This window comes from Micromonospora sp. CA-248089, from assembly GCF_050948515.1.
Classification (GTDB): Bacteria; Actinomycetota; Actinomycetes; order Mycobacteriales; family Micromonosporaceae; genus Micromonospora.
Window position 1 is genome coordinate 720113 of record NZ_CP192016.1, and the last position, 14269, is coordinate 734381.

The 14269-nt window shown below is 74.6% G+C and carries 18 protein-coding genes; 12 read left to right on the forward strand and 6 right to left on the reverse strand.

The window, feature by feature from the left end; all coding sequences use genetic code 11:
• The first annotated feature begins 6 nt into the window (after window positions 1-6).
• From ACQP26_RS03610 to ACQP26_RS03650, 9 genes are all read left to right on the forward strand, one after another.
• Complete coding sequence (locus ACQP26_RS03610) at window positions 7-630, forward strand: TrmH family RNA methyltransferase (RefSeq protein WP_269702431.1); 624 nt, start codon at window positions 7-9, stop codon at window positions 628-630.
• Window positions 631-720: 90 nt separating this feature from the next.
• A complete protein-coding gene (locus ACQP26_RS03615; RefSeq protein WP_332367305.1) occupies window positions 721-1419 on the forward strand; it encodes a DUF6758 family protein in 699 nt (232 codons plus the stop codon).
• Window positions 1420-1537: 118 nt separating this feature from the next.
• A complete protein-coding gene (locus ACQP26_RS03620) occupies window positions 1538-1696 on the forward strand; it encodes a hypothetical protein (protein ID WP_013283898.1) in 159 nt (52 codons plus the stop codon).
• A 6-nt stretch (window positions 1697-1702) separates the two neighbouring features.
• Window positions 1703-2554, forward strand: a complete 852-nt coding sequence (locus ACQP26_RS03625) for a PH domain-containing protein (protein ID WP_269702430.1) — start codon at window positions 1703-1705, stop codon at window positions 2552-2554.
• Window positions 2555-2660: 106 nt separating this feature from the next.
• Window positions 2661-3362 (forward strand): SigE family RNA polymerase sigma factor, encoded by a 702-nt coding sequence (locus ACQP26_RS03630; protein ID WP_433494943.1) that lies wholly within the window; start codon window positions 2661-2663, stop codon window positions 3360-3362.
• Window positions 3363-3418: 56 nt separating this feature from the next.
• The gene (locus tag ACQP26_RS03635; RefSeq protein ID WP_433494944.1) at window positions 3419-4636 is read left to right on the forward strand and encodes a hypothetical protein; all 1218 of its coding nucleotides are present in this window, start codon (window positions 3419-3421) and stop codon (window positions 4634-4636) included.
• A 10-nt stretch (window positions 4637-4646) separates the two neighbouring features.
• On the forward strand, window positions 4647-5513 hold the full coding sequence (locus ACQP26_RS03640; RefSeq protein ID WP_269702425.1) for a PHP domain-containing protein: 867 nt from the start codon (window positions 4647-4649) through the stop codon (window positions 5511-5513).
• A 31-nt stretch (window positions 5514-5544) separates the two neighbouring features.
• The gene (locus tag ACQP26_RS03645) at window positions 5545-6159 is read left to right on the forward strand and encodes a MarC family protein (protein ID WP_269702423.1); all 615 of its coding nucleotides are present in this window, start codon (window positions 5545-5547) and stop codon (window positions 6157-6159) included.
• A gap of 123 nt (window positions 6160-6282) precedes the next feature.
• A complete protein-coding gene (locus tag ACQP26_RS03650; protein ID WP_269706929.1) occupies window positions 6283-7116 on the forward strand; it encodes a RecB family exonuclease in 834 nt (277 codons plus the stop codon).
• A 13-nt stretch (window positions 7117-7129) separates the two neighbouring features.
• Here the strand turns inward: ACQP26_RS03650 and ACQP26_RS03655 are convergent, their stop codons facing one another.
• Window positions 7130-7981, reverse strand: coding sequence for an oxygenase MpaB family protein (locus ACQP26_RS03655; protein WP_433494945.1), 852 nt, complete (start codon window positions 7979-7981; stop codon window positions 7130-7132).
• A gap of 47 nt (window positions 7982-8028) precedes the next feature.
• Window positions 8029-8457 carry a Fur family transcriptional regulator gene (locus tag ACQP26_RS03660; RefSeq protein ID WP_030501115.1) on the reverse strand — a complete coding sequence of 143 codons (429 nt, stop codon included), beginning with the start codon at window positions 8455-8457 and terminating at the stop codon, window positions 8029-8031.
• Between the two features lie 162 nt (window positions 8458-8619).
• Between ACQP26_RS03660 and ACQP26_RS03665 the strand changes: the two genes are divergently transcribed.
• Window positions 8620-9102: a DUF2231 domain-containing protein gene (locus ACQP26_RS03665; RefSeq protein ID WP_269702421.1), complete on the forward strand. Its 483-nt coding sequence runs from the start codon at window positions 8620-8622 to the stop codon at window positions 9100-9102.
• A 10-nt stretch (window positions 9103-9112) separates the two neighbouring features.
• On the opposite strand, the gene ACQP26_RS03670 is transcribed toward ACQP26_RS03665, so the two are convergent.
• A complete protein-coding gene (locus ACQP26_RS03670) occupies window positions 9113-9721 on the reverse strand; it encodes a hypothetical protein (RefSeq protein ID WP_433494946.1) in 609 nt (202 codons plus the stop codon).
• A gap of 120 nt (window positions 9722-9841) precedes the next feature.
• Between ACQP26_RS03670 and ACQP26_RS03675 the strand changes: the two genes are divergently transcribed.
• Entirely contained in the window at window positions 9842-10018 is a 177-nt protein-coding gene (locus ACQP26_RS03675) for a hypothetical protein (RefSeq protein WP_433494947.1), read from the forward strand.
• A 59-nt stretch (window positions 10019-10077) separates the two neighbouring features.
• Here the strand turns inward: ACQP26_RS03675 and ACQP26_RS03680 are convergent, their stop codons facing one another.
• The 3 genes from ACQP26_RS03680 to ACQP26_RS03690 form a co-directional block, all read right to left on the reverse strand.
• Window positions 10078-10554, reverse strand: a complete 477-nt coding sequence (locus ACQP26_RS03680; protein ID WP_433494948.1) for a flagellar biosynthesis protein FlgA — start codon at window positions 10552-10554, stop codon at window positions 10078-10080.
• A gap of 373 nt (window positions 10555-10927) precedes the next feature.
• Entirely contained in the window at window positions 10928-11284 is a 357-nt protein-coding gene (locus tag ACQP26_RS03685; RefSeq protein WP_433494949.1) for an FmdB family zinc ribbon protein, read from the reverse strand.
• A 63-nt stretch (window positions 11285-11347) separates the two neighbouring features.
• Window positions 11348-11995 (reverse strand): 5-formyltetrahydrofolate cyclo-ligase, encoded by a 648-nt coding sequence (locus ACQP26_RS03690; RefSeq protein ID WP_433494950.1) that lies wholly within the window; start codon window positions 11993-11995, stop codon window positions 11348-11350.
• 82 nt (window positions 11996-12077) lie between these two features.
• Here ACQP26_RS03690 and ACQP26_RS03695 point away from each other — a divergent pair, with 82 nt between their 5' ends.
• Entirely contained in the window at window positions 12078-14267 is a 2190-nt protein-coding gene (locus ACQP26_RS03695; RefSeq protein WP_433494951.1) for a diguanylate cyclase, read from the forward strand.
• Window positions 14268-14269: the final 2 nt, after the last annotated feature.

Genomic DNA, 14269 nt, shown 5'->3' on the forward strand with positions numbered 1-14269 from the left:
CAGACCGTGACCGACGACCAGCTCGACGTGGGTGTGGGGCCGTGGCCCGGTGACCCGCCGGACGACCCGCGCTACGACCCGGAGCTGCTCGCGACCGGGGACCGGCGCAACGTGGTGGACCGCTACCGCTACTGGCGGCGCGAGGCGGTGGTGGCCGACCTGGACCGGCGCCGGCACGACTTCCACGTGGCGATCGAGAACTGGCAGCACGACTTCAACATCGGCACCGTGGTCCGCAACGCCAACGCCTTCCTCGCCGCCGAGGTGCACATCGTCGGACGGCGGCGGTGGAACCGGCGGGGCGCCATGGTGACCGACCGCTACCAGCACGTCCGGCACCACGCCACGATCGAGGAGTTCGTCGCGTGGGCGCGCGACGAGCGGCTGCCGGTGGTCGGCATCGACAACCTGCCCGGCTCCCGGCCGATGGAGACGGCGGTGCTGCCGCGCCGCTGCGTGCTCCTGTTCGGGCAGGAGGGGCCGGGGCTGTCGCCGGTGGCCCGCTCGGCCTGTGACGCGCTGTTCTCCATCGCCCAGTACGGCTCGACCCGGTCCATCAACGCGGGCGTGGCCAGCGGCATCGCGATGCACGCCTGGATCCGGTCGTACGCCGGCCCGCCGCCCGACTGACCTCGGCGTGGTTCCACCACCGGATGGAAATCCCGCGCTCGTCGGCCCGCCCCGCTTGACGCCTCGCCGGTCCGGGGCGACGGTGAGGGTGTGACTGTCGCGGTGAGTTGTCCGAAGTGCGCGGGCCCGGTGCGCGAGCCGGACCTGATGCACGCCGATCACCGGTGCGTGCGGTGCGGGCCGATCGCGCCGCTGCACGTGCCGGAGCACATCAGCGCCGAGATCATGGCCAGTGTGGTCGAGCGGATGGCCGCCGACCCCGACCCGGCCGGCCGGCTCCGGATGCCGCTGTGGTGCCCGTGGCCGCTGCCTCCGGGCTGGACGCTCACCGGCGTGGCCTGGGCGGGCGACGACCGCGGCGGTGTCCGGGCCACCCTGGTCGCGTGTGCCGGACCGGCCCCCCTGGACGGTGGGCCGGCCGATCTGATCTTCGTCGCCGAGGAGCCCGGCGTCGGTCTCGGATCCCGCTTCGCGGGACTGCCCGGACCCGATCCGGGCCCGCAGGTGGAGGAGGCGCTCACCGATCCCGGCCCTGGTCATCCCGAGCGGTTGCCGCACGCGAAGATCCGGGTGGGGGGGCACCCGACTCCACTGTGGCTGGTGCGCTCCGAAACGGATCGAAGCGCGTACGCCGGCGAGGCTCGGGGAATGTGGCTCCATGCGATAGCCTGGCCGGCGAGTGCGGGTCACCTCCTCGCGGAAGAAGTCGTGCTGCACGACCTCACCGAGTGGACACCGCCCGAACTCGTGTACGGCGCACCGTCTCCGTATCTGCACGGGCGGGCCTGACCGGCCCGTCACGGCGAGTCGGGGAGCGGACGCAGATATTCACGGTAAGACACCATGCTGATACTCTGGGTGCCGCTGCGGTAAACGGACCCGGCGCCGCGCGAGAGGATGGCCCGCTATGGTCAAGAAGGTCCTCACCTGGGCCGGCATCGCATTCTTGATCTTCTTTGTTGCGTACCGGCCCAACTCCGCCGCCGACGTCTTCAAGTCTCTCGGTGGCGGCATCATGGACATCGCGCAGGGCTTCGGCGACTTCTTCACCAACCTCGTCGCCTAGCCGCCCATGGGAAGCCCCTCCGGTCCACCCTTCGACCCGGACGACCCCGACCGGGCACGCCGGGAACGCGACACCGAGCCGATCCCCCGGATCGACCCGGACGACCCGGCCGGTTACGGCCCCGGCCCGTACGCGGACGCGGACGACGCCGGCTACGGCAGCGCCTATGCCGGTGAGGGGCGGTCCGGCCGGGCCTGGGCGCGCGATCCGGACGGCTTCCCGGACCAGCCGATCTCCGAGGAGGAGCTGGCCGGGCTGCGGTCCGACGCCACCGGCATGGCACCCCGCCGGGTGCTGCCGCTGGAGGACGAGCCCAGCTCACTCGTGGCGCGTTACCTCTTCCCCACCGAGCGCTACCGGGGCGAGTGGAAGCGGCACTGGATCCACCTCACCACCCCGATCATCGTCGGCGTGGCGGCCACGTTCGTGCTCGGCTACCTGTCCGGCTTCCTCGCCGGGCGGGACGTCGGCGCGTTGACCACCGTCGCCGTGCTGCTCTGGTTCGGCGTGATGGGCTGGGTCGCCTGGAAGGTCGCCGACTGGTGGTACGACCGGTTCATCCTGACCAACAAGCGGGTCATGGTGGTCAACGGGATCATCACCCGGCAGGTCGCGATGATGCCGCTCACCCGGGTCACCGACATGAAGTACGAGCAGAGCCCGACCGGCCGTGCCCTCAACTACGGCACGTTCGTGCTGGAGTCGGCCGGCCAGGAACAGGCGCTCCGGGTGATCAAGAACCTGCCCAACCCGAACGAGCTCTACCTGCGTGTGGTCGAGGAGATGTACGAGCCGCAGGCGGTCGAGGCGCGGTTGGGCAAGGAGGCCGACGAGGCCAAGGCCGACGACGGAGCCTGAAACTTTTCGTCCGAACATCGGATGAACTGCACACCTTCCGCCATCGACCCGGGCGGCCCGGCCGTGGCATTCTGCCAGGCAGGACGGGGGGAGAATGGGTGTGGTGGTGAGCAGAGATCCGCTGGAGGAGGAGTTCCGCGAGTTCGTCGCGGCCCGCTCCGGCGCCCTGCTGCGCACCGCCTACCTGCTCGCCGGTGACTGGGCCACCGCCGAGGATCTGCTCCAGACCGCGCTCACGAAGACCTACCTGGCCTGGAAGCGGCTCGGCGGGATCGACGCCATCGAGCCGTACGCCCGCCGGGTCATGGTCAACACGTCCACCAGCTGGTGGCGGCGCCGCTGGCACGGCGAGCGCCCCACCGAGGTGCTGCCGGAGCGCGCCGGTGTCGACGAGATCGAGCAGCAACTCGACCGGGACGCGCTCTGGCGGCACCTCCAGGCGCTGCCGGCCCGGCAGCGGGCCGTGCTGGTGCTGCGCTTCTACGAGGACATGTCCGAGGCGCAGACCGCCGCGTTGCTGGAGATCTCCCCGGGCACTGTGAAGAGCCAGACCTCCCGGGCGCTGAACACGCTGCGCCGCCGGCTCGGCTCCGAGGCGGCGCTGAGCCTGCCCACGCCCGCCGACGCGCCCACGCCCAACCCGGCCGCCCCGACCGCGCCCGCCACGTCCGGCCGGTCCGTCCCGCCGGCCCGGGGCGGCGAGCCGGCCCGTACCCCTGCGCGGCGGCCCGCCGCCCGGGTGCCGCGACCGGCCCCGCCCGCGACTGCGGTCCGTCCCGCCGTCCCGATCGCGGCGGAGAGCCGATGAGCGGCACCCGGCACCACGGTGACAACCGGACGGGCAGCTCGGAGCGTCCATTCCCCGTGAGCGACGACCAGCTGGAGCGGGCGCTGCGGGAGACCCTGTCCCGCCGCGTCGCCACGCCCCGCCCGCTGCCCGTCGACCCGGCCGGGGAGATCCTGCGCCGGGCGCGGCGCACGGGCCGGCGGCGTACGCTCACCGGTCTGGCCCTGGCCGGGGTCGCCACCGTGTTCATCACGACCGGAGTGGCCCAGTTCAGCGCGTCGGGCGGCGACGGCGGCACGCCCACTGTGGTGCTCGGCGACCCGCCCGTCCTCTTCCCGTCCCCGGACACCGCCGGGCCGTCCTCGATCACCCGGTTCGGGCCGGTCCGCGCCGAACTCGACCTGCTCGTCGGTGACCGGCTGGACACCAGCGGCGGCGAACGGCGGCAGCTGACCGGTGTGAGCGGCGTCGAACGGGCGCAGCGGATCCACGAGCAGGAAGGCTGGCTGCTCACCTCGGCGGCCACCGTCGCCGGCCGTACCCTCTGGTGGGTGCCGGTCAGCGGCGCCACGCCCCAGGTGATGCTCGCCGCCGCGGACGCGGTGGCGGTCTCCGCGGACGGACGCCAGGTCGCCTGGCGGGACGGCACGGACCTGATCGCGGCCGGTGTGGTCGCCGGCCAGCTCATCGCGCCGGTCCGGATCGCCGCGCCGGAGGGCGCCGTGCCGGTCGGATTCGCCGGGGACGCCGTGCTGATCCAGCAGCCCGGCGACGGCGGGATGAGCGTGTGGGACCGCGCGCTGGGCGGGCAGCCGGGCCCGGTGAACCCGGACGTCCGCACCGTCTACGGCACGCGGCCCGACGGCCGGGTGGTCGGCCTGGTCGCCGCCGGGCGGGACGAGCAACTCTGCCTGGCCCTGCTGGACCCGGCACGCGACCTCGCCCCGGTGCGTACCGGATGCGGTCTGAAGCTGGCCACCGACGGGCTCGGCGCCGTCTCCTTCGACGGCCGGTGGCTGCTCGCCAACGGCACGTCGCGCACCGCTCTCCTGGTCGACCTGCGCGACCCGGCCAGCCCGGTGACCCACCCGGCCGGCCCGCTGCTGGCCGGCGGCGTGTCCTGGACCCGGGCCGGGGTGGCGTTGCACGTGGACGCGACCGGCGGGCTGGTCCGGGTCAAGCCCGAGCGGGTGCTGGCCGGTGACCGGCCGACGGCCTCGCGCGTCGAAGGGCTGGCGCCGGAGGACCGCCCGGTGGTGGTGGCCGACGTCCCCGCGGTGCCGGACGGGGCGTAGCGTCGGGCGGGTGAGCGTCCCGGCCCGCATCGACCTGCACACCCACTCCACCGCAAGCGACGGCACCCTGACCCCCGCCGAGCTGGTCCGGGCCGCCGCCGATGCCGGGCTCGACGTGGTGGCACTCACCGACCACGACACCACCGCGGGCTGGGCGCCCGCCGTCGCCGCCCTGCCGCCCGGGCTCACCCTGATCCGCGGCGCGGAGATCTCCTGCCGGTGGTTCGGCGTCGAGCCGGCCCTCCCGCTGCACCTGCTCGCGTACCTGTTCGACCCGGACGAGCCGGAACTGGCCGCGGAGCTGGCCCGGGTCCGCCGGGCCCGCGAGGAACGCGGCGAGCGCATCGTGCGGCTGCTCCAGGCCGACGGCATCCCGGTGAGCTGGACGGAGATCCTGGCCGGCGCGGGCGGCGGCACCGTCGGCCGCCCGCACATCGCGCAGGCGCTGATCCGGGCCGGCCTGGTCGCCACCACCACCGAGGCGTTCGGGCCGGACTGGCTCGGCGAGCGGTACCGGCTGCCGAAGGACGACATCGAGGTGTTCCAGGCGGTGGCGCTGGTGCGGGCGGCGGGCGGCGTGCCCGTCTTCGCCCACCCGAAGGCCAGCAGGCGCGGCCGGATCGTGCCGGACGAGCTGGTCGCGGACCTGGCGGCGGCCGGCCTGGCCGGGCTGGAGGCCGACCACGAGGACCACGACCCGGCCGAGCGGGCGCACGTCCGCCGGCTCGCCGCCGACCTGGGACTGCTGGTCACCGGCTCGTCCGACTTCCACGGCACGCACAAGACCGTCCGGCTCGGCGCGCACACCACAGGGCCCGAGGCGTACGAGCGGATCGTCGCGCTGGCCCGCGGGGTGACCCCTGTCGCTTCGAGCTGAAGCGATCCGACGGCACGGCTACCGTGTCCGCGTGGATCTCAAGCTCTTCGGCGAGGTCTTCGTGACCCTGCTGGTGATCGTCGACCCGCCCGGAATGATGCCCATCTTCCTCGCGCTGACCGGGCCGCTGCCCGCGCGTGACCGGAACCGGGCCGCCTGGCAGGCCGTGGCGCTGGCGCTCGGGGTCATCGTGATCTTCGCGGTGGCGGGGCAGACGATCCTGGCGTACCTGCACGTCGACCTGCCCGCCCTCCAGGCGGCGGGTGGGCTGCTGCTGATCCTCGTCGCGCTGGAGCTGCTGACCGGCAAGGCGGACGACCCGAGCCAGCAGGTCACCTCGAACATCGCGCTGGTGCCGCTCGGCACCCCGCTGCTGGCCGGGCCGGGCGCCATCGTGGCCACCATGCTGTTCGTGCAGCAGGCCGGCGGCGCCGTCGACTACCTCGCCATCGGGCTCGCCATCGTCGCCGTGATGGTGACCGTCTGGGTGGTGCTGCGCTTCTCCGGCGGCATCGTCAAGGTGCTGCGTCCCGGCGGCATCGAGGTGCTGACCCGGATCGCCGGTCTGCTGCTGGCCGCCATCGCCGTGCAGCTCATCGCCGACGCGATCGCCGCGTTCGTGACCCAGTACCTCAACAACGCCTGAGCGGGTCCGTCCGGTGTCGTACCCGGATGGCAGGATTGCCGGGTGCGACGACAGTCAGCAGCCAGTGGCTCCCGGGCTCCCCGACCCCGCACCGAGCAGTCCGAGCAGCTCGGCTTCGAGGGCATGCCGGAGCGCCTGTTCGTCTGCACACCGAGCAAGCTCGGCGCGTACGCGGACTGCGCCCGCCGCTACCGCTACGCCTACGTCGACCGCCCCGCGCCGCCCAAGGGCCCGCCGTGGGCGCACAACTCGCTCGGCGCGAGCGTCCACACCGCGCTGAAGAACTGGTACGCGCTGGCCCCCGACCGCCGCCGCCCCGAGGTGCTCGGCACGCTGCTCAAGGGCACCTGGGTCCGCGAGGGCTACCGCGACGACGAGCAGGAGCGCGACGCCTTCCGGCGGGCCCTGACCTGGCTCGAGAGCTACGTGGCGGGCCTGGACCCGGCCGACGAGCCGGTCGGCGTGGAACGGGTCGTCGCGGTGAAGACCGCGGTGCTCGCCTTCAACGGCCGCACCGACCGGATCGACTCGCGTCCCGGCCCGGACGGGCGGCCCGAGCTGGTCATCGTCGACTACAAGACCGGCCGCACCGGGCTCGACGCCGACGACGCGCGCGGCTCGCAGGCGCTCGCGCTCTACGCGTACGCGGCCGAGCGGGTGTTCCGCAAGCCGTGCCGCCGGGTCGAGCTGCACCACCTGCCCACCGGCACCGTCGCCGCCCACGAGCACACGCCGGAGTCCCTGCACCGGCAGCTCACCCGCGCCGAGGACACCGCACGCGACATCATGGCCGCCGAGCACGCGGTGGCCGACGGCGCCGACCCCGACACGGCGTTCCCCACCGAGCCGGGTCCGCGCTGCGGCTGGTGCGACTACCGGCGTACGTGCCCGACCGGCGCGCAGACCCCCGGCAAGGAGCCCTGGTCGGCCGTCGAGCGGTTCACCGACCCGGAGTGAACGCGGGTCGCCGTCAGGCCGCGGCCAGGCGGGCGGCGCGTTCCTTGGCGGCCTGCTGCAGCGGGCCCTCCCGGTAGCGCCGGGGCACCGCGGCCAGCGCCAGTCGCAGCGCCCGCGCGCTCAGGTCCGCCGACAGGGCGGTGGTGGGCAGGCCCAGCCCGCCGTAGAGCCGCAACGCCCAGGGCGGCAGCATCCCCAGCGCGGTGGCGGCGATCCCGAAGTACGCCCAGCGCGGTGGCCCCAGGTTCAGTCCGACCCGCGCCGGCATGCTGAGCTTCCACGGGATCGGCGGCGCGGTCAGGAACACCGCGGTCTCGGCCGCCTCGCGGGTCATCCGCAACTGCGGGCGCACGTCCCGGTAGTAGTCCGCCACCTCGGCGGCGGTGCCCGGTACGTCGTCCGGGTCCAGCCCGACCAGGGCCGCCGACCGGCGCTGCTCGGAGTAGTAGCCGTCCACCTCGTCGTCGGTGAGCGCCAGACCGGCCCGCCGGGCGGTGCTCACGAACGACTCGACCTCGGTGACGTGCACCCAGCGCAGCAGCTCCGGCTCGTCGATGCGGAACTCCTCACCGGTGACCGGGTCGGTGGCGCGCATCCGGGCGTGCCGCGTCCGCAGCCGTCGCCCGGCCGCCTCCGCCTCGGCGGTGGTGCCGTAGATCGTCGTGCCCACGTAGTTCGCCGTGCGGACCAGCCGGCCCCAGGCGTCGGTGCGGTAGTTGCTGTTCTGTGCGACGCCGGCCATCGCGCGGGGATGCAGCGCCTGGAGGTAGAGCGAGCGCAGGCCGGCGACGATCAGGATCGGTTCCTCGTGCACCTTCCACGTGACCGACCCCGGACCGAAGAGGCCGAGATCTTCGGTGTCCACCGATCAAGAGTGCCACGCGCCGTCGCCGGGCGTCCTCGGTGCGGCGGTCAGTCGTCGGCGGAGCGGCGGGACTGACAGGCCGGGCAGAGGCCCCAGAAGGTCACTTCCGCCTCGTCCAGCTCGAAGCCGTGCGCCACGTTCGGGTCCAGGCAGGGGGCGCTGCCGACCGCGCAGTCCACGTCGGCGATCTCGCCGCAGCCCCGGCACACCACGTGGTGGTGGTTGTCGCCGACCCGGGCCTCGTACCGCGCCGGACTGCCGGCCGGTTCGATCCGGCGGGACAGCCCGGCCCGCGACAGGGCGCCGAGCACGTCGTAGACGGCCTGGGTGGAGACCGAGTCGATCCGCTGGCGGACCCGCCGAGTGATCTCGTCGACCTCCAGGTGACCGCCGGCGGAGAGCACGTCCAGCACGGCGAGACGCGGCCGGGTGACGCGTAGGCCCCTCGACCGGAGCAGCTCCTCACCCGTGGACATGGATCCATGACAGCACGGGGCAGGCGGGCCGACAAGCGAGCGTTGTTCACCCGTGGCCGGGGCCACAGGTGAACCGGTGCCGCCGCGCTCGCGTGTATCGGAGGTAGGCGGCGTCACGCCGTACGCTGAGCGCGCCAAACCACGCACTCGCCGGAGGTGTCGGTGTTCAGGGAAATCAACGGTCTGCCGGTCCATGTGCTCGTCATCCACGCGGTGGTGGTGCTGGTGCCGCTGCTGGCACTGTTCGCCGTCGCGTACGGGGTGCTGCCCCGCTGGCGGCCCCGCCTCGACTGGGCGGTCGCGGCGCTCGCCGTGATCACCCCGATCCTCGCCTGGGTGGCGACCGAGTCCGGTGAGGAACTCGAGGGGGTCCTGCGCGCGAAGGGCTACCCGCCGGACCGGCTCCAGCAGATCAGCGAGCACGCGTCGTACGGCGACACGCTGTTCTGGTACGCGCTCGGGCTCGGCGTCGCGGCGCTGCTGCTGGTGCTGTCGACGAGCCGCTTCGTCGCGGGCCGGAACCTGCCCCGCTGGCTCCCGGTGGTGCTCACCGTCGTGGTGGCGGTGCTCGCGGTCTTCGCGCTCGTGTACGTCTACCTGACCGGGGACAGTGGCGCCAAGGTGGTCTGGGACGGCGTGGTCTGACCGCTGCGGCTCAGAACAGCACCCGCGAGCAGAGCAGGCAGGTGAGCAGCACCAGCACCACCGCCACGGCCGCTCCGATGCCGTAGGTGAGCCGCTGGGCGCGCTGCTCGGCCTGGTCCATCGCGGCCATGTCCTGCGGCGGGAGCCGGCGGGGCGGTGACGGCTGCACGTGTACCGGTGGCCGCCAGCCGGGCGGCGGAGGCGTGCTCGGTGGCGGTCCCGCGTAACCCGACGGCGGCGGGCCACCGCCGGGCGAGCCCGGCCACGCGCCGCCGGCCACCGTCCAACCGCCTGCCGCCTCCGGACGTGCCCACGGACTCTCGGTGGCCGCTTCGCGTGACCACGGGCTGGCGTTCCCGGCCGCTTCCGGCGTGTCCGCCGCCTCGGCGGCTTCCGGCGTGTCGGCTGCTCCGGTGGCTCCGGTGGCTCCGGTGGCTCCGGCGGCTCCGGTGGCGGCTCCGGCGGTGTCGATCCCGCCGGCGACGGCCCGGTCTGCGGCGGTGGTGCGTGGCTCGGGCTGCCCGGCGGTCACTGTCGGATCGTCGGTGCGGTCCGGATCATGGCCCTCCGGGCGTCGCCAGGTCTCGTCGTCGCGGCTGCCACCGCTCGGCGTCGTCACGCCGTCCGACGCTACCAACGCCCCGGCCGGTCGGCCGCCCGACGCGTCGATCACCGCCGCCCGGCCCGCCACGCTTCCGGGATCGAGCCGGCGGCCGGTTCGGCGGTATCGTTGCTGATCGTGACCGACCCCGTCATCCGGACACCGCGCGGCGACGACGACCGCGTGGTCGACCTCAGCGAAGACTTCGTGGTGCTGCCCGAGCAGACCAGCGACGACACCGATCGCGGCTGGGGCGAGCGCCCCGGCGGCAACGACGACTGGCTGCTCGCCGAGCGCCCGCCGCACTGGGGCTGATCGCCTTCGGCTCGTGCCGGGCTTTCGCGCGGGCGGCGGCCCTTGACCGCGGCCTCGCGTCAGCCGCGTACCACCACGGCGAAGCGGCTGCCCTCCGGCAACCCGACCGCCCGCCGGGCCTGCTCCGGCGGCAGCGCCAGGTAGAGCGCCGAGGAGCCGTCGACAGCTCCGGTGGCGCCGACCACGTCGAGCACCAGCGCGCGGGGAGCCAGCAGCGTGGGGTCGGGCGTACCGCCGGCGGGCAGGACGAGCAGGTCGACCCGGGCACCCGGGCGCAGCACCGCGAGGGCCGCCGGCTCGGCCAGCCGGATCGGGACGCCCACCGCACCGGCCGGGAGGGCAGGGATGCCGCCGGACGGTGACGCCGTCGCCGAGGCGGCCGGGGACGAGCCGGGCGGCGGGCAGGACGGCGGTGTCTGGAGCACCGCCGCGGCCAACCCCAGCAGCACCGCGACGAGTGTCACCCGCAGCAGCGTCCGGCGCCGCGGCAGCCCGCGCCAGCGGACCGGACGCAACGTCCCCTCGTCATCCGTCACCGCTGCCTCCCGCCGCCGACCTACCGTCCGACCGCAGGCTAGGCCCGGCCTGCCGGCGCGCGCCGCCCCGTCGCCCGCCCCTGTGGATAACCCGCCTTCCTGTGGACAACGTCAGCCCGCCGACCGAAGCCCGGACCAACGCGCCGATCAGGTGGCCGACGGTGAGCCCTCGCGGGGCCTGCTGACGACGGCGGAGAACGGCGGATCCGCCAGGCAAGCGGCGACGGCGGAGAAGGCGGATCCGCCGGGCTCGCGCCGGCGAGCGGATCACCCGGCAACAACCACCCGGCCACCTGCGAGTGGCAAACGGCAACCCGCAAAGACGTGGCCGCCCCCGAACGGGGACGGCCACCTGTCGCGTGCGAGAGGGGGGTCAGGACGAGCTGGACGCCGCCGGTGCCTTGCTCGCCGTCGATCCCGAACCGGACGACGAAGATGACGAGGACGAACCGGACGACGAGGACGTCGTCGACGACGAGGAGTCAGACGACGAGGACGACGACTCGGACTTGGCCGGCTTGCTCGTGGTCGAGGCACCGTTGTCGGCGCCGGACGTACGGGAGTCCGTGCGGTAGAAGCCGGAGCCCTTGAACACGATGCCTACCGAGTTGAAGAGCTTGCGCAGCCGCCCCTCACACGCCGGGCACTCGGTCAGCGGCTCGTCCGAGAAGGACTGCACCGCCTCGAGCTGGTGGCCGCACGCGGTGCAGGCGTACTGGTACGTGGGCACGTTCTCCTCCGGATCTTCGGCACGGCCTGTTGGCACTCCTGGTCTTCGAGTGCCAATGGTGCGTCATGACCCCCGGGTTCGTCCAGCGGAAGCGCCCGGGCCCACACCCGGGACCGCCACCAGCCCCTCCGCCGGGGTGATCACGCAGTGCACCGGGCGGTCGTGCGGCAGGGCGGGCACCGCCTCCACCAACTCGCCGTCGTGCAGCAGCGCCACGGTCGGCACTGTCGCGGGCACCCGGGCCAGCGCGCGGTCGTACGAGCCGCCGCCCCGGCCCAGCCGGATGCCCCGGCGGTCCACCGCCACCGCCGGCACCACGACCAGGCCGGCTCCGGCTACGGCGGAACGCCCCCGGGGCGGTGCGGTCGGCTCGCGCAGACCCCGGCCGGCGGCGCGCAGCGACTCCGGGCCGGTGTAGGGGGCCCAGTCGAGGTCCAGGTCGTCGCGGAGCACCGGCAGCAGCAACTCGGCGTCGGGCGGCAGCGCGGCGCGCAGCACGTCCGGCAGGTCGTCCCCGCCGGGCTCGGACGCGACCGGGACGTACGCGCTCATCCGGGCCGGTCGCAGCCGTCGTACCAGGGTCACCAGCTCGGCCTGGACGGCGGCCGCCGCGACCGCGCGGTCGGCCGCGGACAGCGACCGGCGCGCGGCGAGTAGCGCGATGCGCATCTCCCGCTTCGCATCGTGCGCTTCATCCGAAAATTCCGGCACGCAACACTCCTGACGCAACGCTTGCCTAATGGTCGCTCTGTGTCAGCATCGCACCAAGGGAGCGGAACTTCCGGGGGGAAGATTGACGCTACGCGGGCGGTTGACGGCGGCTTTCCTCGCGGTGGTCCTCGGCCCCGTCCTGCTCGGCGCGTTCTTCGTCGGGGCCACGCTCAGCGCCGTCGACCACAGCCGCGCCACCGAACGGCTGGGCCTGGCCGCGGCCGGCGTCCGTACCTCGATCGACGCGCTCTGCCAGCAACTCCGCGCGGCGGCCGACGCGGTCGCCCTGGTGGGCGACCCGGCCGTCCGGTCGCGTGCGGCCGACCAGGTGGTCGCCCGGGGCCTGGCCGCCGCCGTGCGGATGGCCGACGCCGCCGGCCGCACCACCTACGCCACGCCCGGCGGGCCGGCCGGGCGCTGGCAGGACTGCGCCGGCACGCCCGCCAGCGGAGTCGGGGCGCTCTCCGCCCAGGTCGGGCTCCGCGACCCGGCCGGCACCGACCTGGGCGCGGTCGCCGCCGCCCAGCCCGTCGACCGGGCCTTCGTGGCGCGGCTCGCCGCCGTGACGGGCGTCGGGGTCACCCTCCTCGACGACCCCGGCGGCATCACCCACACGACTGAGGAGCAGGGGGTACGCGCAGCGGTGCTGGCCGCCGCCGGCAAGGCGGACGGGAACCGGGTGACAGGCACCGGCGACGGCCGGTACGTGCGGCGCGTCGGTCCGTCTCCCGGTCAGCCGCTGCCGCTGGTGCTGTCGGTGCCGGGGGAACGTGCGCCCGGCCTGTACGGGGCACTGATCGCCGCGGTCGCGCTCGCCGCCCTGCTGGCAGTGCTCGCGGCCTGGCGGCTGGCCCGGGTGACCACCCGGCCGCTCGGTGAGCTGGCCGGCGCGGTGGACCGGGTGGCGCGCGGCGACCTGAGCGCCCGGGTGCCGGTGCGCAGCCGCGACGAGATCGGACGGCTCGCCAGCGCGTTCAACCGGATGACCCGGGAGACCGGCAGCTACGTGTCGGCGCTGACCAGCAGCCGGGACCAGCTCCGCAACCACCTCGCCGTACTCGGAGACACGCTCGCCAGCACGCACGACCTGCAACGCATCCTGCGGGTGATCCTGGACAGCGCGATCGCCGCCACCGGTGCGCGGGCCGGCGCGGTGCTGCTCGTCGACGGCGACGGCGTCCTCGTCGGCCGGTGCGTGGAAGGCATGGCCGGACGCCGGCCGACCGGTGATCCGGCCGATCCGGCGACGCTGCGGGTGCCGGTCGGCGCCGGGGTGCTCGGCGCGGTCGCCGCCACCGGCGAACCGCGGCGCGGACGGTGGACGCCGCCGGACGTACCGACCGGGGAGCCGTCCTGCGAGACGTACGTGGCGGTGCCGTTCGCCACCCCCGGCGGCACCGAGCCGCGCGGCCCGGACCGGCCCGGCCACCCGCCCGCCGACGGCGACCCGCCCGGCTCGGCCTGCGCGGCGCTCGGCGTGCTGGTCCTCTACGACCGGCTCGGCGGGCACGAGTTCCACGACGACGACGTGGTGACGCTACGGACGTTCGCCGGGCACGCCGCGGTCGCCGTGGAGAACGTCCGGGTGCACGAGGAGGCTCAACGGCTCTCCCTCACCGACCCGCTGACCGGGCTGTGGAACTACCGCTACCTGCGCGAGTCGATCCGCCGGGAGGTGGAACGGGCGAACCGGTTCGGCCGGATGCTCAGCGTGCTCGCGCTCGACCTGGACCGGTTCAAGAACGTCAACGACACCTGGGGGCACGCGGCCGGGGACGCCGTGCTGGTCGAGTTCGCCCGCCGGGTACGCGGCGTGATCCGTGAGGTGGACCTGGCGTTCCGGCAGGGCGGCGAGGAGTTCGTGGTGCTGCTGCCGGAGACCGACGCCCGGGGCGCGACGATCGTCGCCGAGCGGCTCGGCGCGGTGGTACGCGACCAGCCGGTCACGGTGGAGGGGAGCGGCGACGATCCGGTGCGGGTGCCGGTGACCGTCTCCATCGGCATCGCCGTCTACCCGGACCACGCCGCCGACGGCCAGCAGGTGCTCGACGCCGCCGACGACGCGTTGTACGCGGCGAAGGCCGCCGGACGCGACGGCTACCGGCTCGCGCCGGCGCCCGATCCGGTGCCCACCCAGGAGATCCCGGTGGTGGCGGCCGGTCTCAGCCCGCCGGACGGGCTGCCCCGGGCCGGCGCGGCGGACCCGGCGGGCATCGTCCAGGGCGGCGCGTCTTCCGGTCCTCACCCGCCGCGGCAGAGCCGTGGCCGATAGTC